Origin of the sequence: Caniella muris (genome assembly GCF_943193035.1) — a bacterium.
Taxonomy (GTDB): domain Bacteria; phylum Actinomycetota; class Coriobacteriia; order Coriobacteriales; family Atopobiaceae; genus Granulimonas; species Granulimonas faecalis.
Window position 1 is genome coordinate 1,052,222 of sequence record NZ_CALPCK010000001.1, and the last position, 24,048, is coordinate 1,076,269.

Consider the following 24,048-nt stretch of genomic DNA (forward strand, 5'->3'; position numbering starts at 1 on the left):
ACGCCGCTCTAGCTGCGCACCTCCGCGCCCAGGGACTTGGAGATCTTGCCCACGAGCTTCTCCATGGCCTTCTCCACGTCGGCGGCCGTCAGGGTGCGGTCGGGGGCGCGGAACGTGAGCGCGAACGCCATGGACTTCTTGCCCGGTCCCACGCGCACGGGGTCGCGGTAGACGTCGAAGAGGCGGATGTCGGCCAGCAGCCTGCCGCCGGCGCTCTGGATGCGCTGGACGCAGGTCTCGTAGTCCACGTCCTCGTCCACCACGATGGCCAGGTCCTGCTCCACGCCGGGCAGCGTGGGGATGTCGCGATAGGGCAGCTGGTCCTGGGCGTGGTCGAGGAGGGCGTCCTGGTCGAGCTCGAAGGCCACGACGTCGCGCTCGATGCCGAACCGCGCCAGCGAGCTCGGGTGCACGTTGCCCAGCCAGCCGATGCGCTGCTTGCCGCAGAGCACCTCGGCGGCGCGGCCGGGCTGCAGCCAGGGGTAGCGCTCGGGCTTGGCGGCCTTGAAGCGCAGGCGCTCCACCTTCAGCTGGCGGCAGAGTTCCTCCACGAGGCCCTTGGCGTCGAAGAAGTCCAGGGGCAGGGGCTTGCTGTCCCAGGTGTCGGGGCCCCAGGCGCCGCAGAGCACGGCGGAGACGTAGCGGGGCTCGGCGGGCTGTGCGGCGTCAGGGCTGCCAAAGAAGACGCGGCCCTGCTCGTAGAGCATCACGTCGTCCACGCCGTGGTCCAGGTTGTAGGCCACGGAGCGCAGCAGCCCCGGCACGATGCTGCGGCGCATCTCGCCCTGGTCGGCCGTCAGCGGGTTGAGGATGCGCACGGCCTGGCCGCGGCCGTCCTCGGCCATGCCGAGGCGCTCGAGGTCGCCAGACTCGGCGAAGTTGTAGGTGAGGGTCTCGCAGAGGCCGCCGGCCCTGAGCGCCTCGCCCACGGCCTTGTCCAGGCGCTGGCGGCGGGTGAGGCCGCCCGAGTGGTTGGCGGCGCCGGGGATGGTGGGCTCGACCTCGCCCATGCCCCAGAGGCGGAGCACCTCCTCCACGAGGTCGATCTCGCGCTCCAGGTCCGGGCGGGAGGTGGGGGGCACGACGTCCAGGTAGGCGCCCAGGCGCGACGGCACCACCACGCAGCCCAGGCGGGCGAGGCTCTCCACCATGAAGTCGGTGGGGATGTCCGCGCCGCAGAGCTCGCGCACGCGGGCCGGGCGCAGGGCGACGGTGGCGGCCTTCACGGGCTCGGGGTACACGTCCACGACGCCGCGGGCCACCTCGGCGCCGCAGCAGGCCTCGAAGAGCGCGCACGCGATGGCGGCGGCCTCGTCGCAGCCGGCGGCGTCGACCTTGCGCTCGTAGCGGATGGAGGCCTCGCTCATGAGGCCGAGGTCGCGGCTCGTGCGGCTGGTGTGGCCGGGCGAGAAGCACGCGCTCTCGAGGAGGACGTCGCAGGTGGACTCCTCCACCTCGGAGTTCTCCCCTCCCATGACGCCGGCGAGCGCGATGGCCTCCCCGTTGCCGTCGGAGATCACGGTCATGTCGGGCGTGAGCTCGCGGTCCTGGCCGTCGAGGGTCACGATGTGCTCGCCGTCGCGAGCCGGGCGCACCACCACGGCGTGCCTGCCGTCCACCACGGGGACCTTGGCCAGGTCGAAAGCGTGGAGCGGCTGGCCGGTGAGGTACATGACGTAGTTGGTGACGTCCACCACGTTGTTGATGGGGCGGCTGCCGGCGGCCGTCACGCGGCGGGCCAGCCACTCGGGCGACGGGCCCACCTTGACGCCGCGGAGCACGCGGGCACAGTAGCGGCTGCAGCGCTCCGGGTCCTCGACGGCCACCGACACGGAGTCCTTGGCGGCGGGGCCCGCCTCGTGGCGGACGGCGGGCAGCTCGATGTGGGTGTCCTCGCCCAGGGTGGCGCCCACCTCCACGGCGAAGCCCGTCATGGACAGGCAGTCGGGGCGGTTGGGCGTGATCTCGCAGTCGAGCACCACGTCGGAGACGCCCAGGTACTCGCCGGCGGGCACGCCCACGGGGGCGTCGTCGGGCAGCACCATGATGCCCTCGTGGTCGCCGGAGAGGCCGAGCTCGCGGGCCGAGCAGTTCATGCCCCACGACTCCACGCCGCGGAGCTTGCTCTTCTTGATCTTGACGTCGCCGGGCAGGACGGCGCCCACCATGGCCACCACCACGTGCTCGCCGGCCGCCACGTTGGGCGCGCCGCACACGATCTGCAGCGGCGCGGGGTCGCCGTTCCCGTCGACGTTGCGCATGCCCACGTCCACCATGGTCACGTGCATGTGGTCGGAGTCGGGGTGCGGCTCGCAGGACAGGATGCGGCCGGTGACCACGTGGTCGAGGTCCGCGCCCACCGCCTCCACCGCCTCGACCTCGGTGCCGGTACGGACAAGCTCGGCGACCAGGTCCGACACATCGTCGGGCAGATCGACCATGGTCTTCAGCCACTCGTAGGAAACTCGCATGGATACTGCCTTTCTCGCAGCTCGCTCTTTGCGTAAGGGGTCCGGGGGCTCAGAACTGCCGGAGGAAGCGCATGTCGCCGGTCATGAGCATGCGCAGGTCGGGGAGGTCGTAGCGCAGGGCCGCGATGCGCTCGGCGCCCATGCCGAAGGCGAAGCCGCTGTAGCGCTCCGGGTCGATGCCCGCGTAGCCGAAGACGTTGGGGTCGACCATGCCGCAGCCCAGGATCTCGATCCATCCGGTGTGGTTGCAGAACCGGCAGCCCTTGCCGCCGCAGACGCCGCAGGAGACGTCCAGCTCGCAGCTGGGCTCGGTGAACGGGAAGAAGTGCGGGCGGTAGCGGGTGGCGCGGTCGGGGCCGAAGAGCTCGCGGGTCATGTGGTCGAGCGTGCCCTTGAGGTCGCCGAAGGTGATGCCCTCGTCCACCACCAGGCCCTCGATCTGGGTGAACTGCGGCAGGTGGTTGGCGTCGGCCGTGTCCGGGCGGAACACGCGGCCCGGGCTGATCATGTAGATGGGCGGCTCCTCGGCCTCCATGGTGCGCATCTGCACCGGGGAGGTCTGGGTGCGGAGCAGCACGTCGGACACCAGCGAGCCCGCGGACGGGTTCGTGGGGTCCTCCACGTAGAAGGTGTCGCGCGGCGAGCGGCTGGGATGGTCGGCCGGGGCGTTGAGCGACGTGAAGTTGTAGTACTCGGTCTCCACGTAGGGGCCCGAGGCCACGGTGTAGCCGAGGGCGATGAAGATGTCCTCGACCTCGTCGACGATCTGGCTGATGAGGTGCTCGGTGCCCACGTGGGGGCGGCGCCCCGGCAGGGTCACGTCCACGGCGTCGGCCTCGATGCGGGCGGCGAGCTCGTCGGCCGCCAGCTGCTCGCGGCGCTCGGCGAGGGCGCCCTCGACCTCCTGGCGCACCTCGTTGGCGCGCTTGCCCACGAGGGGCCGCTCCTCGGGGGGCACGGTGCCCATGGAGCGGAGCACCGCCGTGAGGCTGCCCTTCTTGCCCGTCACGGCGACGCGCACGGCGTCCAGCGCCTCGAGGTCGACCGCCTGGGCGACCTTCTCCCGGGCCTCGGCCGCAATGCGGTCGAGCTCGTCGATCATCGACATGTCTCTCCCTCCCGGCCGGTCCCCCGGCCCAAACAAAAACCGCCCCTGGCTGACTGGGCCAAGGACGGACGGAATCCGCGGTACCACCTTGATTGACGCTTGAGTTTTCTCTCCCGAGCGACCACTCGTTTGGGCCCGTGCCGTGGGCCTGACGGCTCCCCTACCGGGCGCGTCGGCGCCGTTCAGGTCGCGGCTGGTGGAGTGAACGTGGGGCCTCGTCGCGCGTGGGAACCTCTCAACCCGGGGCTCCCTCTCTGTCCGCACGACACGCGGGGCCGCACCCTCTCCGTCATCGCCTTCGCAGCAGGATAGCACAGGAGGGAGGTGGCCGGCGCCTGTCAGTCGGAGCGGGGCACCCGCACGAGCTCCACGCCGGCGGCCTCGATGGCGGCCGCCACGGCGTCGTCCACGCCGTCGTCGGTGACCACGCAGTCCACCTTGTCGCCCAGGTGCATGGGCACCACGCCGCGGCGGGAGAACTTGTCGGACTCCGTGAGCACCACGACGCGCTCGGCCTGGGCCGCCATGTCCACGACGGCCTGGGCGCGCATCTGGTCGCTGTTGGTGAAGCCCTGGCCGGGCACGTAGCCGTCCACGCCTATGAACAGGCGCTCCACGCAGTAGTTCTGGGCGCACTGGGCCACCATGGGCCCCACGTTCACCTGGGAGTCGTTCTGGTAGGCGCCGCCGAGCAGCACGGTCTTGGCCGCGGGCTCCCGACGCACGTAGCTGGCGATGAAGGCGGAGTTGGTGACGACGGAGACCCCGCGGGCCGCCTGGGCGAGCCCCAGGGCGAGCAGGGCGCAGCACGAGCCCGACTCCACCATGACCGTCTCGCCGTCCGCCACGAGGTCGGCAGCGGCCCGGGCGATGGCGCCCTTGGTCTGGTAGTGGTAGGCCAGGCGGCCGTTGATGTCGTTGGGGCTGCCGAGCAGGGCGTAGCCGTGCTCGCGCTTGATGACGTCGCGGGCCTCGAGCTCGTCGAGGTCCTTGCGCATGGTGACCGACGACACGCCAAGCTCCCGGGCGAGCTCCGCCACCTCCACGCGCTTGCGCTCCGTGAGCACCTCGAGGATGCGGGCGTCGCGCTTTCCCATGGGTTCCTCCTTGGGTTGTGAACGTCAGTTTTGGACGCTCTCCGGAAAACGTTTCCATGGTATCAAGGTTTCGAACGAAGCCCCACCGGAAACCACGGCGAGGCGGCCCCTGGCATTCATTGAAATAATACTGACACGGGATGCCGTTTTAGATAAAATTGTGTCATGGACACCTTGGACCACATCGCCGCCCACATCGACAAGACCGGCGGCCCCTCCCTCGACGTGCAGCTGGCCACGGCCGTTTCAAAGGTCATACGCGACGGCATCCTGGGGCCGGGCGACGCCCTGCCCGACGAGCGCGAGCTGTGCGACGCCCTCTCCCTGCCGCGCTCCATCGTTCGCCAGGGCCTCGAGACCCTGCGCACCACGGGGGAGATCTACCGCATGTCGGGGGTGGGCACCTTCGTCTCCCCCCAATACATGCGCCGCCAGCTGGGCAGCGTCTACAACTTCACCGACGCCGTGAGGGCCGAGGGCATGGAGCCGCACTCCGAGGTCCTGTCCTTCGAGCGCACCTACCCGGCGGGCTTCTCGTCCCGGACCCTCGACCTCCCTACGGATCACCCGTCGATCTTCCGCATCGAGCGGCTGCGCCATGCCGACGGCCTGGCCGTCTCCCTCGAGATCGAGCACATCCCCTGCTGGCGCTTCGAGGGCCTCGAGAAGGCCGACCTCACCGGGTCGCTCTACCGGGTCCTCGAGGAGGGCTGGGGCGTCGAGGTGGGGGACGCCGACGAGTACTACCAGGCGGTGCTGCTCACCAAGAAGGTGGCCGCCAAGCTCGGGCGCCAGCACCGCAGCGCGGCCTTCCGCATCGTGCGGGTCGTGCGCGACACCGAGGGGGAGGTCTTCGACATCACCGAGGCCTTCGTGCCCGCCGACAGCACGCGCCTGGGCGTGCACCTCGTGGGCAAGGGGTCCCCGGACGACTACCGCCTCCCCAACAGGCCCTAGGTGCGGCCGGGGGACGGGCGGACGAGAGAGAGGGCCGGTCACCCGCGCGGGGTGGCCGGCCCTCTCCGCGCCGGCCGCTGCCGGCACCTGCCCACCGGGGGTTAGTGCTTCTCGTGACGGTGCTCCTTGAGCTTGCCGTAGCGGTGGCGGCCGTCGTGGCCCTCGTCCTTGCCGGCGCCCTCGACGGTGTTGACGTCGCCCTCGAGCATGCCGTGGTCCTCCCCGGCCTCCTTGAGCTCGGCGTCGACGTCGATGTCGCAGGCGTGCTCGCCCAGGATCTCCTCGGTCTCGTTGTCCATGACAGGTCCTTTCCTCGGGTTGTCTTCCCGTGGGTGATACCCGCGCCGGGCCGTCCCCTGATTCAAGACCGTCAATCCCACAGCATGCGGCTCATGACCTCGTCCTGCACCTCGCGGGGCAGGTCCACGAACACCGCCGAGTAGCCCGCCACGCGCACAAGCAGGTCGGGGTAGAGCTCGGGGTGGCGCTGGGCGTCCTCGAGCTGGCCGCGGTCCACCACGGTGACCATGAGCTGGCAGCCGCCGAGGGCGAAGTAGGTGTCGAACAGCGCGCGCACCTTGCCCGGGTGGCAGGAGAAGGCCTGGGGCGTGAGCTTGATGTTCTGCACGGAGCCCGCATGGAGCGCCGGGTCGAACCTGACCAGCGACTTGAGCATGGCCGTGGGGCCGCTCCTCGCCGCCCCGGCCTGGGGGTTGTTGGCCGGGTTCATGTAGAGGCCGGCCGGGCGGCCGTCGGGGCTCGCGGCGGTCTGGAGGCCCCAGTCGGTGTTGGTCTGGTTGTTGGAGATGACGATGAGCAGGTAGCCCATGCCGGCGGCGCGCCCGCGGTCGCGCACGCCCCGGGCCACGTGCTCGTAGAGGCGGTCCGCCATGGCGTCGGGCCCCTCGAGGTCGTTGCCGTACTTGTCGGCGGCCTTGAGGTCGGCCTGGATGCGGGCCAGGCGCGCGGCCTCGGCGGTGTCGGCGGAGGTGAAGTCGGCGTCGCAGGCGGCCACGACCTCCTCCAGGGTGTAGCGGCCCTCGTCGAACACCAGGGTCTTGAGGGCCCAGAGGGAGTCGGAGGCGTTGATGTTGCCGTAGGTCTCGCAGGTGCCGCCCAGGATCTCCACACCGCCGTCGAGGAGGGCCCGACCGCGGCCGAGGCAGTCGTCGGTGAGCATGGAGGCGAACAGGAAGCCCACCTCGCGGTTCATCACCCGGTAGCTGGCCGTCTGGCAGCTCTCGGCGAGGTCCAGGTAGTGGTCGAGGAGGGCCGTGTAGTTGTCCCAGACGTCCTCGAAGGTGCGGAGCTCCGCCAGGGGGCGCACGGCCACGGGGCCGGCCTTCTGGACGCCGTCCTGGGGGTCCACGCCGCCGTGGAGGCTCATCTGCAGGATCTTGAGCAGGTTGACGAGGGTGTTGGGCGTGCCCACCGACTTGCCCTGGATCACGAACTCCGTGCAGCCGAAGGGCACGTACTGCTCGGCCACGGCGCGGGGCACGTCCATGGCGGCCCCCACGGCCGGCACCTCGACGTCGTCGTTGTAGAGCGTGGGGTAGGTGGCGCCCTCGGCGATGCAGGTGTAGGCGGCGTCCATGATGTCGGCGGGGGTCTCGCGGCAGAAGCGCAGGGTGAACTGGGGCTCCACGTAGCGGCAGTCGCGGCACACGCGCAGGGCGATGCTGCAGAGGCGGTCCGCCGCGTCGGGGTTGGGCCGGCCGTAGCCGCCCACGACGATGCGGCCGTTCACGGTGGTGCGGCGGTTCTCGATCATGGTCCAGAGGCCGCGGAGCCACCGGTAGGCGTCGTCCTCGGTGATGCGGCCGGCCCGGATGTCGGCCTCGAGGTAGTCGCCGAGCAGGACGTCCAGGCGGCCGTAGTTGATGCAACCCGACACGAGGGCGTAGAGCCAGAAGAGCTGGAGCGCCTGATGGAAGGTGCGGGGAGGGCCGTGGCGCACGGCGCGGAGGTCGTCGGCCATGAGGCGGAGCTCGGCGGCGCGGCCCTGCTCGCGGCTCCCGCAGCGGGCCAGGGCCTCCCCCACGAGCTCCACCTGGCGGTCGATGCATGCGCCGAAGAGGTCGAGGGCGCGGCCGCAGGCGTCGCGGAAGTCTCCCCGCTCCCCCGAGGCCACGAGGTCGGCCATGCCGTCCACGCCGAGGCGCAGCAGCTTGCCGTAGTCGAGCATCATGCCCGAGAGGCGCGCCGTGGCCATGAAGGGGTAGCTGCAGTCGATGAAGCGGCCCACGCAGGCGTCGTCGAGCACCTCGTCGCAGTAGAGGGCCTTGACGTCGTGGTCGCGCCAGTAGTCGAGCAGGGCGTCCACGCGGGCGCGCTCCCCCGTGGTCCCGAGCCGCTCCTTGAAGGCGCGGAGCTTGTGGAAGACGCAGTAGTGCCCCACGCCGCCGAGCGACGTCACGCAGCCGAAGCCCACGGGCAGGAAGTCCAGGCGGCCGGCGATGGTGTCGTCGTCGCCGATGGATCGGAAGAGCGCCGGGTAGATCACCTCGAGGCAGGCGACCTCGCGCTCGAGGCGCGAGAGGCCGCGCTCCGTGGCGTCGCGGTGGACGGCCGTGTAGCGCTCCATGACCGCCAGCTGCTCGGCGGGGGTCTTCTCGCAGGGGATGGGGCGCGAGACCTCGACGTTCTGGGCGCCCTCGACATCGGTGCGGGCCATGGTGCTCCTCCTCGGAAGCGGCGGGCGGGCTACGGACTACGGACTACGGGCTGCGGGCGGGCGGCGGATCAGTGGCTGGCGCGCTCGGCGTCCCTCCAGTTGTCGCGGTAGCCGCCGAGCAGGTCCACGAAGCGCTTGGCCGTGAGGTGCGGGCGGGTGATGGCGCTGCCCACCACCACGGCGTGGGCGCCGAGGAACACGCACTTCATGGCGTCCTCGGGGGTGTAGAGGTGCCCCTCCATCATCACGTAGGCCTTGTCGCCCAGGTCGCGGCAGAACCCGGCGAACATGCGGTAGTCTGCGCCCTCGATGTGGGCCGTCTCGGCCGTGTAGCCGTAGAGGGTGGGCGCCACGATGTCGGCCCCGTTGGCGACAGCCAGGCGGGCCTCCTCGGCGTTGGAGACGTCGGCGAAGACGGGGGTCTCCGGGTGGCGCTCGCGCACCCGGGGCAGCAGGTCGGCCGCGCGGGTGCCCTCGTGGGTGGTCTGGAACGTGCAGTCGAGGGCCACGATGTCGGCGCCGGCCTCCACGATGGCGTCCACCTCGGCCATGGTGGGCGTGATGAAGACGTCGGTGTCGGGGTGCCAGACCTTCCAGAGGCCGATCACCGGCAGGTCGACGGCCTCCTTGATGGCGCGGATCTGCTCGGGGCTGTTGGCGCGGATGCCCACGGCGCCGGCCCACGCGGCGGCCTCGGCCATCTTGACCACCATGTCGGGCGTGTAGATGGGGTCGTCGTGCTGGACCTGGCAGCTCACGATCAGGCCGCCCGCCATGGGGTCGACGAGGTCGCGGACGTTGGGACGCGGGCTGTGGAACATGGCTCCTCCAAGGGCTCGTATCTGCACCCCCGGGCCGGGACCCGGGGCGCTGTCTCTCCCTGGGGCCATCATGGCAAATGTTTGGTACATTTGCAACGGGGGTTTTGGAGGGACGCGGTGATATACCATGGGGGCCATGGATACCTTGGAAGCCTTGGTCGCCGCCGTCGACCCCACCGCCGCCCAACCCCTCTACAAGCAGATCGCCCAGGCCCTGCGCTCCCTCGTCACGGAGGGGGCGCTGGCACCGGAGGACCCGCTGCCCACCGAGAAGGAGATCTGCCAGGCCCTGGGCGTAGGCCGCTCCACGGTGCGCGCGGCGCTCTCCGCCCTGGTGGACGAGGGCATGGTCACACGGAGGGCCGGCAAGGGCACCTTCGTGGCACCCGCCACCATGCGCCGCACGCTCAACAGCCTGTACGACTTCTCGGGCGTGGTGCGCGCCGCCGGCATGGAGCCGGCCAACCGGGTGCTCTCGTTCTCCACGGGGCGGCCCGACCAGGCCGTGGCCGACGCCCTGGGGCTGCCGGCCGGCGAGGACGTGTTCAGGGTGGAGCGCCTGCGCATGGCCGACGACGTGGTGATGTCCCTGGAGACGAGCTACCTGCCCTGCCGGCTCTTCCCCGGCCTGACCGAGGCCGACGTGACCGGGTCCCTCTACGCGGCACTGGCCGGCGGCTGGGGCGTGGAGGCGGCCCAGGCCACCGAGATCTACGAGAGCGTGCTCCTGGGCAGGCGGGAGGCCGAGCTCCTCGGCAGGGCGTGCCGCAGCGCCGCGTTCAGGATCACGCGCACGGCCGCCGACGGCCGGGGCAGGCCGTTCGAGATGAGCCACGTGGTGGCCCCGGGCGACCACACGCGCTTCTCCGTGCACCTCAAGCGCGACGGCGTGAGCTGGGGCCCGGCGGAGTAGGGCCCGGCGACCGGGCCGGCTGGAAGAAAATCATTCAACAGGGTATACTTTGAACGGTAGCCAACCCCTCGTGCCGAGGAGGTCTCCGTGAACGGCTTCTCCCTGCTCATGGTCTTGGTATGCATCGGCGCAATCGCCCTCGTGGCCTGGGCGCTCTACTGGGCCGTCGCCTTCGCCATCGCGCTCTACCAGCACCTGCGCTCGCGGTAGCGGCGGGGCGCGGGGCGCGCGGCCGCACCGCGCCCCGGCAGCCACCGCGATCACACGTCCAGGTCCACCAGCTTCTGCACCGGCTGGTTGGAGAGCACCAGCTCGCACCGCCCTCGCTCGAAGGGCACCGGGTAGGCGCCAGTGGCCTCCTGGAAGTAGGGGCCCTGGCCCTTGAGGGAGAAGGGCACCGTCAGCGTGAACTCGGAGTCCCTGACGAGCTTGAGCACCGGGTTCCCGTCGATCTGGGGGTAGGCGCGGTACAGCAGGTCGGCGTCCACCTGGACCATGTCGTCCCCGCCGCCGTCGATGACGCCCAACGTGACCAGGTCGATGTACCCGGTGTCGTTGCCCTCGTTCTCCACCTCCATGGTCACCGCGAGGACGTACGGCTCGTCCGCCCAGGGGACGCCCCCGTCGCCGACACCCATGGACGAGAGGTACTGCGCCGGGGTCACGACCTCGGCCTTCTCCACCGTCACGGAGTAGCCGTCGGTGCTCTCGGTGTCACGCTCGAAGAGAAAGGCGCCGTCCAGCTCCACCCGCTCCCCCACCCGGTGATGCTCCACCGGCACGTGGGGCGCCGAGAGGTTCACGTACAGGATGCGGGCCGTCACCACGGCGGCCGCGAGAACGGCCACGGTCACGAGGACCCATCGCCTCCTTGTCATGCGCCACCACCCCTCTCGACGGACGGATCCGCGGCCCCGAGACCCGGGCTCTCCATACGGCCCTCCCCCATGGCCCAGACCCCGTCGGCGATCTCGTCGATGAGGTGACGGTCGTGGGAGGCGAGCACGACGGCGGCACCGGAGCGCCGGGCCGAACGCACGCGCTCCGAGAAGAGCCGCAGCCCCTCGGAATCCAGGGCGTTGGTGGGCTCGTCGAGCAGCAGCGTGCGCGGGCGTTCCATGAAGGCCGCGGCCAGGCCCAGGCGCTGCTTCATGCCCAGGGAGTACTTGGAGAACCGGCGCGGGTCGTCGGGGTCGAGGCCGAACGCCGAAATCGCGTCCCTAACCTCCTCCGGACCCACGACCTCGCGGATCGAGGCGAGGATGAGAAGGTTCTCGAGACCCGTGCGGTCGTCCAGGAACTGGGGGTTCTCGATGAGGAGGCCGACGTCCGGCGGAAACGACACGTCGCGCCAGAGCGTGGCGCCGTCGACCGTCACCGTGCCGCCGCAGGGGCGCACAAGGCCCGCGACCACGCGCAGAAGCATGGTCTTGCCCGAGCCGTTGGGGCCCACGAGACCCGAGATCCGCCCGTTCTCAAAGGTGGCGCTCACGTGGTCGAGCACCGTGACGCCCCGGATGGACGCAGAGACATCGTTCACAATCACAGCCACGGCAATCAGCGCTCCTTAGGAAGGATGTTCATGGTCGAGAAGATCCGGCCCCCGACAAGGACGCTCGCGACGCAGACCGCCAGGGAGACGGCCATGCCGGCCGCGGGGTCGAGACCGTCCACGACGGCGGGCTCGCACCGGGCACCCATGAGGTAGACCGGGACCAGCCACGGGGCGTCGATGAACACCGCGCACACGAACAGGCTCACCGAGACCCCGTAGCCGCAGAGAGGAGACACCGCCAGCGAGACCGTGAGCTGCAGCAACGCGAGCGCGACCAGCGCAAGCAGGGTCCCGGCCACAAACGCGGCGCCGTCACCCGGCACCGGCGAGAGCACGGACGGCTCTAGGTTGGCCGCGATGCCGGGGGCCTGGCCTATCTCGAAGGACACGTCCCCGCCGGTCGCTATGCAGACCGCCAAGGCGGCCGCGGCCGTCAGCAGCCAGAAGACCGCGACGCTGAGGGTCACCCATGCGACCTTGGAGACCCACCAGGCCCATCGGCTGCCGCCCTGTACGAGAAGGCGCTGACCGGCGCCCATGAGGTCGCGGTAGGGATACCAGAGCACGAGGAACAGCGCGACCATGACGAGGCCGAGCCACGCGACGGGGAGGCGAAACGGACCGTCAGCTATCCTTCGTGATCCCATGAACAGAAACGCGACGTAGTCCGCCCATGATGCAGGTAGATACGCGCCGGCGCCATACAACCGGGCAAGTGGAACAAAAGTCAACAGGACGAGCAGGGCAAACGCAAGAGCTATCGCCCACCATCGAGCGGTGGCCCTCACGCCCTCGTACAGATCAAGCCGCAGCATCGTAAGAAAGGTTCTCATACCACGTCACCACGTAACTGCCGACGAGAAATAAAAATGGAGACCAAGGCGAGGAGAAGGCATTCGCCCAGCATGATCCAAGGATTCAGGTGGTAGCCGTCGCTTGCCATCCGCATAAGCTCCGAGAGACCCAGCTCCGGACCCCAGACCCCTTGAGCCGAAAGCACCATGACCCATGCCGCAGACAATAATCTCATCGCGAGGAACGGACCCACCAGCAGCACGACCCGATTCGAGATGAAGAACGAAAGGGACAACACGAATGTCGACCAGACACCTGCAAGTATTGAAGATACTAGAAAATATATAGATACATATAACAATGGCGCTGAATAATAGAGCTGCGACCAAGGGCTGCCATTGCTGATGCCGGTATAGAAAGAGTCGACGGGTGTCGGTGTATAGAGCGGGTAGATGCAACAGAGCACGATGAAGTTGACCACCTGCGGCACAATCACCGCTACGAATGCGCTCAAAAACACCGCAGCAGCCTTCGCCCGATAGTAGGGGGCCCGAAACGTCCGAACATACACTTGAGCCAAATAACCATCCGTCAGCTCGCTCCGGTACGACCACGCATACGGCAGAAGGCACAGCAGCGGCGCAAGAACGAAAAAGAGCGTTGATGCCGGAACGGTATTGTCACGCGACATACAGGCGTAGAACGGGGAGTTCAGGCTCAGCATCCCGTAGTACTCGTCGGGAACGGCAATCTCGTACACTCCGAGATTAACGACCGACCCGTCGTCTCCAACCACATAACCAGAGAACCAGAAGACGAAGGTACCTGCACTCACCAAGGCCAAGAGCGTCCCGACTCCCAACGCAATCTTGAACGGTGCTCCCCCAAAGGCCTTGCGAAGCTCCATGGAGAGAAGAATGCTCATCACGCCTCACCCCCCTCGACCGAGACCGGCGCCAGATCGACGGAGATCTTGTCGGCACCAGAACCGACAGCACCGATGTTGAGAACCGCTTGGTTTAAGCCATCAGGAGCATCGACGCCGTACGCGATCTCCAGAGTCGTCGATTCGCCGGGAGGAAGAACAAAATGGAGTCGATTGTTGGGGGTCGGAGCCAGATCGCCCTTTCCCGCCAAAAGAACCTCGTTGTCGATGGAGACACCCTGCAGACGGAAAATGCCCGCGTGGAACTCATCTGAACCGGCACCGCCGTCTTTTGCGTCGAGGCTCTCGGCACTGACGTTGGTCAGCTTGATCTTCACAGCCAGAACGGAGTCAAAGGAGCCATCCCCGCCCTGCATTTCATCGAGGTTCAAGCCAGGGACCTTCGATGGGTCGTCAAAGAAAACGGGTTCTTCGACGACTGCCTCCATGCGGCCCTCCCAGCCAAAGTCGGCAGAGTAGGCATGGCCTTCGTCGTCTACGCACTGCCTCTGCTCCTCGCTGTCCAGCACGATGACCGCCTGTTCCGGATAGCGCTCCTTGTGGGTCTCTTCGAAGGAGCGCCGCTGGTCGTCCTCAACACGGGCGCGAACCTGGCCGAACGCCCAAATCCCCACCACCGCACAGACGACTACAACGGCGGCGGCGATCTCACCTCTTTTAATGCGCATGGTCTCCTCCAGGACCAGACCCTCGGGGCGCTTTTTGGGCGCCCCGAGGGCAAAGGTTACTCAGCCGCCGTTAATCGCCGTATACGAACCGTAGCTATCAGGGCTCCATTCGCCCGCGATGTAAGTCGTCCCGTTATTCGCCCAGGCAGACAGGCGAGCCCACCGGAAACCATTCTCATACACATTTTGACGAATTCGCCACTGCCCCACTCGAGTTGCATTCGCGTACCCACCAGACTTGCCCGTAGAGGCATAACACGTCTGGTTGTACCAGGGACCGTTGCTGCTGGTACCACCGTCAACGTAGAGACGGCAAGCCTGAGATATGGTAGTGACTTTGACGTATGTGGAGCTCGCATCCTGCTTCGCACGGCCCGGAGTGGCGTACGTTCCGTTTGCCCCCATCCTAAAGGCATAGGGTTCGTCAGACGTGTTGGCCATAGGCTCAATTGCCCCAGGGTTCGTCGGAACGTTCTCCTCCTGCACCGAGGGCGGGGTGTAGCCGTCGGCAACGTCGGCCAGGGCGGGGACGGCCGGCCCGAGCCCGACCGCTGCGGCAAACAGCGCCGTCACGATGACACGTTTCGCGTTGGTTCGCATGATCATCTCGCTCCTTCGCTTCCTCTTGCTAACAATCGGGATCCCGTGGCACCTTGATACGGCACCGGAGGGGTCCTCGTCTGTCATCAGGGGCTACCGACCTGCGTACCTTCTGCTGATTACAGGGATTTAGCTCGGGTTATGGCGTCGACGAGCTCCGCGCGCCCGTGCACGCCCAGCTGCCGGTAGACGGAGTTGCGTATGTTGTTGATGTAGCTGCGGGAGTAGTTGAGGCGCTCCGACAGCTCCGGGCCGCTCTCGTTCCGATAAATTCCGAGAGCGACCTCGCACTGGAGCGCGCCCAGGCCCGCCGACTCCAGCCACGCCCGCACAGCGTCGTCCGCGTCACCGTCGTCCCTGTGCAGAGCCTCGCCGTCGACGCCTGCACCGTGGAGCGCCGCGCACCATGCCACCACGGCGACGAGGCTCACCGTTCCCACCGCGTAGGCCGCGAGCCCGTGGACCATGGCGATGCCGCCCACGGCCTCGAGGGCCACCTGGTTGTAGCCCGTCACGTCGCCGTGGACCGAGGCGCCGAGGAACGCCGCGAGCATCCCCCCGGCGGTCCCGGCGGCCACGCAGCGCCCCAACGCGCCCCGGGCGTCGGGGGCGTAGGAGCGGGCGAGCACCGCCGCGACGGTGCCGAGCAGCAGTCCGACCACCGAGAAGAGGAGGAGCTGGGGACGAGTAGCGGCGAGCGTGACGGAGCCGGTGGCAGCGATCAGCGTCAATACGGCGCGGGCTGTCCTCGGAAGGGGCCGCGACGCCAGCGAGCGCGGTGCGAGCCACGGGGTGACCGCCGCAAGCCCCGCGGCGAGGGGGACGACGAGGTGCGCGAGGCTCGTGGCGTTGAGCAGGCGCCAACCCTCCTCCAGAAGAAGGCCGGACCCGATGCCGGCGACACCCCAGACCGCAAGCGTGAACAGGCGCGGTGTCGGGGCATCCCCCTTGGGCTGGTGGGGCCCCGGGCACCCCTCGAGCCAGGCCATGGTCCCAAAGCCGACCACGCCGAGGAGGGCGACGGCCATGGCGGCGAGCCACGCCGCCTGCGAGACCGTGCAGACGGCCCCGGCAACACCGGCGACGACGAACCTGGCCGGGTGCGGGAAGGCGCCCGCCACCGAGATGGCCCAGCGCAGGCCCCACAGGCAGAGGGCCACAGCCGCCCCACGCGACAGGCACGCCGTCAGCGCCACGGAGGGGGCGGCGGGCATCGTCACGTCCAGGGTAGCGGCGCCGAGGGCGCAGGCCACGGTGAGGGCCAGGGCCGCCGCGCCCCCGGCAACGGCACGCGCCGCCGCACTGCCGGCAACAAGGTCGCTCACGCGGCACCCTGCCCGTCTCCCGAGGAGCGCGAACGCCGCGAGCCCCCAAGCGCAGCCGATGACCTGCGGCGTCCCCGCCCCCCAGACGGACTGACGGCCCATGGGCGCCACGAGGAGGAGGACGGTCAGGACCGTCAGGGCCCAGGCGGCGGGGAGTGCGGAGGCGGGAGCTTGGACCGGCTCGGCGGATGCGGGGCCGTCTTCCTCGGCCGGGCCCTCGCCCAACAGGGACCGGAGGGCGTCGCCGTTGGTCACCCCCGCCTTCTGGCAGGCGCGCCGCAGGTACGTACGCACCGTCGGGGCCTTGACCCCCATAACGGCCGCGGACTCCTCGGACGTCATGCCCTGGAGCAGGCAGGCCACGGCCTCCTGCTCGCGTTCGGAGAGGCCGAGGGAGGCTGCAACGACGGCCGGGGCCGGGGCCGGGGTCGAGGCCGGGGCCGCAGGCTCCTCACGCCGGGGGCGCAGGCTGGCGAGCCGGGCACCGACACCGAGCGCGACGAGGGCCCCCAGCACCGCCAGCAGCAGCGCCCCCACGGCGGGGAGCGGTGCGACGCGGCCGAGGGAGCCGGCGACCAAGGGACCGAGGGAGAAGGCACCCACGGCCCGTGCGGCCTCCTCCCGCGAGAGCGGGCGTACGGCCGCGACGCAGAGGAGCCCGCCGGCGGCCGGAACAAACGGGGCGCCCGAGCCGGTCGCCCACGCAACGGCCACGGACGAGCCGGCCACGACGGCGTCGGCGCACACGATGACGGGCGACATGGCCGCAGTCTGCGGGGCCGCCGTAGGCAGCCCATCGACGAGGGAGAAGGCGCCCAAGGAGGCCGCAGCCAACAGGACGGGCGGGTGCAACAGGAGGAGCGGGCTCGCCGACGGGACCTGTGCCGGCTCCTGGAGGACCGGGGGCAGGACGTCCACTGCCACGGGGAGGAGGAGGGCGGCCGCGGCCGAGAGCGCGGCGACCCGGCGGAGCGGCGCCCGCCACGGGGAGAGCCGCCACTCCCCCACGCGGCGGTCGGCGACGATCGCGGCAGCGGCGCCGCCTACCAGGCCCAACGCCACGAGGCAGTACCCGCTTCCCGCGAGCGACGGACCGCCCTCGCGCACCAGCGGCGCCGCCCCGAACAGGAGGGCGCCCCACAGGAGCAGCAAGACGCCCGGCAGTCTCGGCTTATCGACCATTCCATCCTCCTCAATATCAGGTTTTCACCTTAGAGGAGGGCACGGCGCGATTCATCAGCTCCGGGCTGTATGGACGGCGAGTCGGGCGAGCGGCCCGCCCCCGCGCTACACGAACGCGTCCACGCCCCGCTCGCGGAGGGCCCTCGCCAACGGCTCCACGTCCTCGGGGCGCAGCTGGGCCACCCCCTCCAGGCCGTAGTCGCGGCCCAGCAGCGCGTACTTGTTCTCGCCGAACTGGTGGAACGGCAATAGCTGCAGCCTGGGCCTCCCGTCGCCCCCGCGGCCGGCGTCGCGCCAGGCCGAGAGGACCCACCCGGCCAGACCGTCGGCCGTCTCGGCCACCGCGTCGTCGGACAGGGACGCGTCGATGTTGAAGCCCGGGATCACCGGCGTGCGGCAGAGCACGTCGACCCCCGAGGAGAAGGCGCGCCTCAGGTTGGCGCCGATCCTCTCCAGGCCCACGCCCGTGCCCTCGCGGTGGCGCGCGTCGTCCCAGTGCTTCACGTCGAAGAGCACGAGGTCGAGCACCCCGAGCACCCGCTCAAAGACCTCCGGGGCCGCGTGGCCCGTGGTCTCCATGGCGCACGGCACCCCCTCGTCGTGGAGACGGCCCGCCGCCTCCACGACGAAGTCGGGCCAGAGCAGCGCCTCCCCTCCCGAGAAGGTCACGCCGCCGCCGGACTCCTCGTAGAAGGGCTTGTCCTTGAGGCACTCCCCTACCACCTCGTCCACGGCGCGGTCCGCGCCCACGGGCGTCATGGCGCCCCACCGGCAGGCGTCGGCCACGGCCCCCTGGCCGCCCTCGGCGGCGAGGCGCCGGTGGTCCACCGTCACGCGGGGCGAGCCGTCCCCGTCAAAGGCCAGCGTCACGGCCTCGCTCGCGGCCGCGCAGGCGCCGCACCCGCGGCAGGAGCGCGCGTCCCACTCGAGCTGCGTGTAGGCCGCCTGGCTCTCGGGGTTGGCGCACCAGGCGCAGCGCAGGGGGCAGCCCTTGAGGAAGACCACCGTGCGGATGCCGGGCCCGTCGTCGAGGCTGAACTTCTGGATGTTGAAGACCGGTGCCGTCGTCCCCATGGGTGCTCCACAATCTCTTTCGTTCGTAAGTAATTCTTGTTTCGTAAGCGATACTAGGCTATGCTCTCAATGGTAGCAAGCATCAAGCGGCTTTCAGGCGCACCCCCAGGAGGAACCCATGACGTCCCAACGGCAGTCCCTGCTCGACCACTTCGGAGAGCTCACGCCCCGCATGCGGCGCTTCCGCGAGGCCGTGCTCGACGAGCGCCCCTACGTCGACGGCGAGCGCGCCGTCCTCTGCACGGAGTCCTACAAGCAGACCAGGGCCCAGCCGCCCGTGATGCGCCGCGCCCTCATGCTCTCCCACATCCTCGACGCCATGACCGTCTACATCGAGCCCGAGACCCTCATCTGCGGCAACCAGGCCACCAAGAACTGCAACGCCCCGGTCTTCCCCGAGTACACCCTCGGCTTCGTCCTCGACGAGCTCGACCTCTTCGAGAAGCGCGACGGCGACGTCTTCCACATCACCGAGGAGACCAAGGAGCAGATCCGCTCCATCGCCCCGTTCTGGGAGGGCAACAACCTGCGCGCCCGCGGCGAGGCCCTGCTCCCCGAGGAGGTCTCCGTCTTCATGGAGACCGGGCTCTTTGGCATGGAGGGCAAGCTCAACGCCGGCGACGCCCACCTGGCCGTGAACCACCGCCGCGTGCTCGCCGAGGGCCTGCGCGGCTACGAGGAGCGCGCCCGCAGGCTGAGCGCGGGGCTCGACCTCACCGACCCGGCTTCCATCGACAAGCGCGTCTTCTACAACGCCGTCCTCGAGGTCGTCGACGCCGTGCGCCGCTTCGCCGGCCGCTACGCCGAGCTCGCCCGCGCCCAGGCCGCCGAGGCCGAGCCCACCCGCGCCGCCGAGCTCCTCGCCATGGCCGAGGCCTGCGAGCGCGTGCCCTACGAGCCCGCCCGCACCTTCCGCGAGGCCGTCCAGGCCGTGTGGTTCCTCCAGGTGATCCTGCAGATCGAGTCCAACGGCCACTCCCTGTCCTACGGCCGCCTGGACCAGTACCTGCTCCCCTTCTACGAGGCCGACCTCGCCGCCGGCCGCATCACCGAGGACGAGGCCCTCGAGCTCCTCACCAACCTCTGGATCAAGAGCCTCACCGTCAACAAGGTGCGCAGCCAGGCCCACACGCTCTCCTCGGCCGGCTCCCCCATGTACCAGAACGTCACCATCGGCGGCCAGCGCCTGGTGGACGGCGAGCCGCAAGACGCCGTGAACCCGCTCTCCTGGCTGGTGCTCCGCTCCGTGGCCCAGACCCGCCTCACCCAGCCCAACCTCACCGTGCGCTACCACGCGGCCATGGACCCGGCCTTCCTCGACGAGTGCGTGGAGGTCATGCGCCTGGGCTTTGGCATGCCGGCCATGAACAACGACGAGGTCATCATCCCCAGCTTCATCGACTGGGGCGTGGCCCGCGAGGACGCCTACGACTACTCCGCCATCGGCTGCGTGGAGACCGCCGTGCCCGGCAAGTGGGGCTACCGCTGCACCGGCATGAGCTACCTCAACTTCCCGCGTCTGCTCCTGTGCTGCATGAACGGCGGCGTGGACCTCACCACCGGCCGCCGCTTCACCGAGGATTACGGTCGCTTCACCGAGATGACCAGCTACGACGAGCTCCTCGACGCCTGGGACAAGACCATCCGCGAGATGTGCCGCTACTCCGTGATCGTGGAGAACGCCATCGACCTGGCCAGCGAGCGCGACGTCCCCGACGTGCTGTGCAGCGCCCTCACCGACGACTGCATCGGACGCGGCAAGACCATCAAGGAGGGCGGCGCCGTCTACGACTTCATCAGCGGCCTGCAGGTGGGCATCGCCAACATGGCCGACTCCCTGGCGGCCATGAAGAAGCTGGTCTTCGAGGAGGGGCGGATCACCCCGCAGCAGCTGTGGGACGCCATCCTCGACGACTTCCAGAGCCCCGAGAACCAGCGCATCCAGCGCATGCTGCAGCAGGACGCCCCCAAGTACGGCAACGACGACGACTACGTGGACCGTCTGGTGGTGGAGGCCTACGACTCCTACATCGACGAGGTGGCCAAGTACCCGAGCACCCGCCACGGCCGCGGGCCCGTGGGCGGCATCCGCTACGCCGGCACGAGCTCGATCAGCGCCAACGTGGGTCAGGGCATGGGCACCATGGCCACGCCCGACGGCCGCAACGCCCGCGAGCCGCTCGCCGAGGGCTGCAGCCCGGCCCACAACCGCGACCTCCACGGCCCCACCGCCGTGTTCAAGTCGGTCACCAAGCTGCCCACCGAGAAGATCACCGGCGGCGTGCTGCTCAACCAGAAGGTGAACCCGTCCACGCTGGAGAGGCCCGAGAACAAGATCAAGCTCGAGTCCATGCTCAGGGCCTACTTCAACCGACTCCACGGCTACCACGTGCAGTTCAACGTGGTGTCCCGAGAGACCCTGCTGGACGCCCAGGAGCATCCCGAGAACCACCGCGACCTCATCGTGCGGGTGGCCGGCTACTCCGCGTTCTTCAACGTGCTCTCCCGGGCCACCCAGGACGACATCATCGCCCGCACCGAGCAGGCGCTCTAGGCGGCAGACGGGGCGGGCCGGCGGACGGACGGCGGCGCGGGTGCCGGCTTGGCCGCGGCCCCAGCCCGAGCACCGCAAAACGCCCCGGCCCCCGCCCGTCTGGAGCACAAGACGCGCTCCGGCAGGCGGGGGCGGAGGGCCGCATCCCCGCAAAGGCCCTCGTCGGGAGGCCGACGGCACGGCGAATGGCTCCCGGTGCGCGATGTAGTTGCGGCGAATGGCCCCGGTGCGCGGTGGGTTGCGGCAGGATTGCGGCGAGCGCCCCCCCCCGGTACGCGACGGCCCGGCGAACGGCCCTCGATGCGCGGCGGCCCGGCGAAGGCGTCCGAATGCGCGGGAAATTCTCGTCGAACCCCTCCCAATGCGCGAAAAGGACCGGAAATCGCTCATCCGTCGCCTTTGGCTGCACTTGAATCGCGCATCGACGCCTCTTGGCCGCAGGGCCGCGCACTCGGGCGCCTTCGCCGCGGTTTTGTCGCGCACCCAGGTCCCTTCGCCGGGGACCCGCCGGGGACCAGCGCATTGGACGGCCTTTGCCGTGAGAAATCGCGCACCGGACGGCCTTCGCCGGGGAACCGCCGGGGACCCGCGCATTGGACGGCCTTTGCCGCAGAGGCCACACATCGGACGCCCTTCTCCGCGCGACGCCCCGTACCCCCAGGACCTTCTCCGCAGGGAGCCCCAAGACCCCGCAACGGCCCCTCCCCATCGATTGCCACCGTCCGCCGCATCCCAACAACACGCAGCAGAATTCCGACTGATAACTGACCTCAACTCGACATATTTCTGACTATATATGTCAGATACTTAACTTAAATTACCGGATTGTAACGACCTCGGCCCCCTTCGTCCCAAAAGCCCGGAACCCTTGATAGGCTCCGGCCATGGCGTTGGTTCTGGCTGGCATAAGCGCGCGCAACGTGTACCTTTCGCACGCGACCCTCACCCCGGTGCACTCGGAGGAGGAGTGTGCGCAGATCCTCTCCGCCTCCCTCCCCACCCTCCGGGCGGTCCGCGCCCTGGAGGGCAAGCCGCGCTACCGGGACTGCCTCGCCATGACGTCGGCGCTCCTCGGCGTGCCCGAGCAAGACGTCCCCGTGGAGGTGCTGGTCCCGTCCGCGGCCGCACGGCGACGGCGGCCGAGGCTGCGCTGCCCCGTGTGGTCGGGCCCGCTGTTCCCCGGGGCCATCTGCCGCGTGCGCACCGGGCCCGGCGAGGAGCCCATCCACGTGGTCTCCCCCGCCCTCCACTTCCTGCTGCGCTGCCGCGAGCTCGACGCGATCCAGACGCTGCTCCTGGCCTTCCAGCTCTGCGGCACCTACGAGCTGCGCGCCGACCTCGACTGCGGCTTTGGGACAAGGACCCCGCAGACCCACGGCGACGCCCTCCGGCAGGCGGTTCACAGCCTCGCCCCGGGGGCGCCTGGGGCGGATGTCGCACGCAGCGCCGCCGACCGGGTCATCGACGGGTCGGCGTCGCCCCGGGAGTCGGGGTTCGCCGCCTTTGCCGTGACGCCGCGGCGCTCCGGGGGCGCCGGACTCCCCAGCCCGCTGCTCAACCACCGCGTGGAGCTCACGCCGCGCGCCCGGGTCCATCTCCCTGAGAACCAGGCCATCCGTTACGACTTCTACTGGCCCGAGAAGCGCCTCGCCTGCGAGTACGACTCGAGCTGGTGGCACGACGACCCCCGGCGCCGCGGAAGCGACGACCAGCGACGCCTGGCCGCGCGGGCCCTGGGAGACGACCTCGTCGGCATGGCCAGGGAGACCCTTTCCATCCCGTCCATGACCGACGTGCTCGTCGACGACCTCGCCCTCATCCTGCGCGGCCGGAGGCCCGACCCGCTCTCGCCGTCGTCGGCCCGGCGCCGCAGCTCCCTCCATGGGGCCTGCTTCGGCCGCCACCGATGGTGGTGATCGCCGGGGAGGGTGCGCGGCTGCCTGCGGAGGAGGGCCCTGGGTGCGCGACGGGCCGGCAAGGGGCGTCCGGTGTGCGGCTCCCTGTGGAGAAGGCCGTTCGACATGCAGCTCTCTGCGGTGAAGGGCGCCCGGTGCGCGAGTCCCTGCGGCGAAGGGTGTCCAGCGCGCGACGCCCCGGCGAAAGGCGTCCAGTGCGCGGCCGGGCCGCGGCGAACGGCCTCGAGTGGGCGATTTGGACCTGATTCCGCTCATCCGCGCCCGTTCGCCGCGACCTTGTCGCGCATTGGGCGGCGTTCACCGGACTGTCGCGCATCGGGTGGCTTTTGGCGTGATCATCGCGCACACTCGAGCGCCTTTGCCGCACATCCGCGCACTGAGAGCCGCCTACCGGCTGACCGGGCGCACGTCCGCCGCACGTCCGCGCACCCGAGCGCCTTTGCCGCCGGTCAGCGGGCGCCGCCGCCGGCCACCAGCCGCCACAAGCCCGCCAAGGCCCGCCGCCGGCCGCCGGCCGCCACAAGCCCGCCGCCGGCCGCCACCGGCCGCACGCCGCCACCGCCCGCCACCCCCTACATCGCCGCGAAGCCGAGGAAGTTGGCCACGGTGATGGCCATGATCGCCACGAGAAGCCCTATGAAGAGCCGGTCCACCGTGGCGTTGGACAGGCGCCCGTTGATGGTGCGCCCGCCGGCCGCACCCGCTATGCCAAAGGCCACCATGCCCACCAGCAGCACCGGGTCGACACCGGAGAGGTCCTGGGTGGCGAGGGCCATGACCGTTGCGGCGGTCTGGGAGTACAGGATGATGTAGAGCGAGGCCTGGACGGCGTCCTTGCTCGCCATGGCAAAGAAGAACGTCATGGCCACGATGTTCAGCGGGCCGCCGCCGATGCCGAGAAAGGCGGAGACCGCACCCAGCCCCACGCCCACCGCGCACCCCGGGAGCCACCCCGAGAGCCTGTGGCCATGGATCTCGCGGCGGTCCTTGACGACGGTGTAGACGATGGTGAACAGGCACACGGCAAAGAGCGCCGCCGCCTGGCTGCAGCCCACGATGCGCGGGTAGGGAAAGGCCGCCGACAGGGCCGAGAAGAGCTGCTTGCCCGCGAGGCCGCCCACCACGGCGCCGACAGCCACCGAGGTGTCCACCCGGGCCTCGGCCGAGAGCGTCCCCTTGACCCGGGCCCGGAGTACCGAGTAGAGGGCCATGGCCAGCACCGTGCACCCCGACAGGAAGCTCACCTGGGCCACGTCCATGGACCCGAACAGGTCGAGGGCCGGCTTGATGATGACACCGCCCCCCAGGCCGCAGATGGAGCCTATGAGACAGGCGGCGAGGCAGACGGGCCAGATGATCCAATACATGGGGCGCTTTCGGTTGGAGGGG

General features: G+C 69.8%; 20 protein-coding genes. 5 read left to right on the forward strand and 15 right to left on the reverse strand.

The window, feature by feature from the left end; all coding sequences use genetic code 11:
- Positions 1-8: 8 nt before the first annotated feature.
- The 3 genes from pheT to NFR49_RS04610 form a co-directional block, all read right to left on the reverse strand.
- Complete coding sequence (pheT, locus tag NFR49_RS04600; RefSeq protein WP_251158465.1) at positions 9-2,471, reverse strand: phenylalanine--tRNA ligase subunit beta; 2,463 nt, start codon at positions 2,469-2,471, stop codon at positions 9-11.
- A 49-nt stretch (positions 2,472-2,520) separates the two neighbouring features.
- Positions 2,521-3,579, reverse strand: a complete 1,059-nt coding sequence (pheS, locus tag NFR49_RS04605) for a phenylalanine--tRNA ligase subunit alpha (RefSeq protein ID WP_251158466.1) — start codon at positions 3,577-3,579, stop codon at positions 2,521-2,523.
- 338 nt (positions 3,580-3,917) lie between these two features.
- Positions 3,918-4,676 (reverse strand): DeoR/GlpR family DNA-binding transcription regulator, encoded by a 759-nt coding sequence (locus NFR49_RS04610; protein ID WP_135978290.1) that lies wholly within the window; start codon positions 4,674-4,676, stop codon positions 3,918-3,920.
- Positions 4,677-4,841: 165 nt separating this feature from the next.
- Between NFR49_RS04610 and NFR49_RS04615 the strand changes: the two genes are divergently transcribed.
- Complete coding sequence (locus NFR49_RS04615) at positions 4,842-5,633, forward strand: GntR family transcriptional regulator (RefSeq protein WP_251158467.1); 792 nt, start codon at positions 4,842-4,844, stop codon at positions 5,631-5,633.
- Positions 5,634-5,734: 101 nt separating this feature from the next.
- Here NFR49_RS04615 and NFR49_RS04620 read toward each other — a convergent pair whose 3' ends face one another.
- From NFR49_RS04620 to NFR49_RS04630, 3 genes are all read right to left on the reverse strand, one after another.
- On the reverse strand, positions 5,735-5,932 hold the full coding sequence (locus NFR49_RS04620; protein WP_251158468.1) for a hypothetical protein: 198 nt from the start codon (positions 5,930-5,932) through the stop codon (positions 5,735-5,737).
- Positions 5,933-6,003: 71 nt separating this feature from the next.
- Positions 6,004-8,310 carry a pyruvate formate lyase family protein gene (locus NFR49_RS04625; RefSeq protein ID WP_251158469.1) on the reverse strand — a complete coding sequence of 769 codons (2,307 nt, stop codon included), beginning with the start codon at positions 8,308-8,310 and terminating at the stop codon, positions 6,004-6,006.
- A gap of 68 nt (positions 8,311-8,378) precedes the next feature.
- A complete protein-coding gene (locus NFR49_RS04630) occupies positions 8,379-9,131 on the reverse strand; it encodes an N-acetylmannosamine-6-phosphate 2-epimerase (protein WP_251158470.1) in 753 nt (250 codons plus the stop codon).
- 136 nt (positions 9,132-9,267) lie between these two features.
- On the opposite strand from NFR49_RS04630, the gene NFR49_RS04635 reads away from it, so the two are divergent.
- Entirely contained in the window at positions 9,268-10,044 is a 777-nt protein-coding gene (locus NFR49_RS04635; protein WP_251158471.1) for a GntR family transcriptional regulator, read from the forward strand.
- 87 nt (positions 10,045-10,131) lie between these two features.
- Positions 10,132-10,254: a hypothetical protein gene (locus NFR49_RS10145; RefSeq protein ID WP_275557135.1), complete on the forward strand. Its 123-nt coding sequence runs from the start codon at positions 10,132-10,134 to the stop codon at positions 10,252-10,254.
- 50 nt (positions 10,255-10,304) lie between these two features.
- On the opposite strand, the gene NFR49_RS04640 is transcribed toward NFR49_RS10145, so the two are convergent.
- The 8 genes from NFR49_RS04640 to NFR49_RS04675 form a co-directional block, all read right to left on the reverse strand.
- Positions 10,305-10,922 carry a DUF5028 domain-containing protein gene (locus NFR49_RS04640; protein ID WP_251158472.1) on the reverse strand — a complete coding sequence of 206 codons (618 nt, stop codon included), beginning with the start codon at positions 10,920-10,922 and terminating at the stop codon, positions 10,305-10,307.
- Positions 10,919-11,563: an ATP-binding cassette domain-containing protein gene (locus tag NFR49_RS04645; protein ID WP_420840266.1), complete on the reverse strand. Its 645-nt coding sequence runs from the start codon at positions 11,561-11,563 to the stop codon at positions 10,919-10,921. The genes NFR49_RS04640 and NFR49_RS04645 overlap by 4 nt, the downstream gene beginning before the upstream one ends.
- Positions 11,564-11,601: 38 nt before the next feature.
- Positions 11,602-12,183 carry a hypothetical protein gene (locus NFR49_RS04650; protein ID WP_251158474.1) on the reverse strand — a complete coding sequence of 194 codons (582 nt, stop codon included), beginning with the start codon at positions 12,181-12,183 and terminating at the stop codon, positions 11,602-11,604.
- Between the two features lie 245 nt (positions 12,184-12,428).
- Positions 12,429-13,319 carry a hypothetical protein gene (locus tag NFR49_RS04655; RefSeq protein WP_251158475.1) on the reverse strand — a complete coding sequence of 297 codons (891 nt, stop codon included), beginning with the start codon at positions 13,317-13,319 and terminating at the stop codon, positions 12,429-12,431.
- Positions 13,319-14,008 (reverse strand): hypothetical protein, encoded by a 690-nt coding sequence (locus NFR49_RS04660; protein WP_251158476.1) that lies wholly within the window; start codon positions 14,006-14,008, stop codon positions 13,319-13,321. The genes NFR49_RS04655 and NFR49_RS04660 overlap by 1 nt, the downstream gene beginning before the upstream one ends.
- A 60-nt stretch (positions 14,009-14,068) precedes the next feature.
- Positions 14,069-14,614 carry a hypothetical protein gene (locus NFR49_RS04665; protein ID WP_251158477.1) on the reverse strand — a complete coding sequence of 182 codons (546 nt, stop codon included), beginning with the start codon at positions 14,612-14,614 and terminating at the stop codon, positions 14,069-14,071.
- Positions 14,615-14,727: 113 nt separating this feature from the next.
- Positions 14,728-17,115 (reverse strand): LuxR C-terminal-related transcriptional regulator, encoded by a 2,388-nt coding sequence (locus NFR49_RS04670; protein ID WP_251158478.1) that lies wholly within the window; start codon positions 17,113-17,115, stop codon positions 14,728-14,730.
- A gap of 105 nt (positions 17,116-17,220) precedes the next feature.
- Positions 17,221-18,189, reverse strand: coding sequence for a glycyl-radical enzyme activating protein (locus NFR49_RS04675; protein ID WP_251158479.1), 969 nt, complete (start codon positions 18,187-18,189; stop codon positions 17,221-17,223).
- A gap of 118 nt (positions 18,190-18,307) precedes the next feature.
- Between NFR49_RS04675 and NFR49_RS04680 the strand changes: the two genes are divergently transcribed.
- On the forward strand, positions 18,308-20,743 hold the full coding sequence (locus NFR49_RS04680; protein WP_251158480.1) for a glycyl radical protein: 2,436 nt from the start codon (positions 18,308-18,310) through the stop codon (positions 20,741-20,743).
- A gap of 920 nt (positions 20,744-21,663) precedes the next feature.
- On the forward strand, positions 21,664-22,659 hold the full coding sequence (locus tag NFR49_RS04685; protein ID WP_251158481.1) for a hypothetical protein: 996 nt from the start codon (positions 21,664-21,666) through the stop codon (positions 22,657-22,659).
- Between the two features lie 572 nt (positions 22,660-23,231).
- Here NFR49_RS04685 and NFR49_RS04690 read toward each other — a convergent pair.
- A complete protein-coding gene (locus NFR49_RS04690) occupies positions 23,232-24,026 on the reverse strand; it encodes a sulfite exporter TauE/SafE family protein (protein WP_251158482.1) in 795 nt (264 codons plus the stop codon).
- Positions 24,027-24,048: the final 22 nt, after the last annotated feature.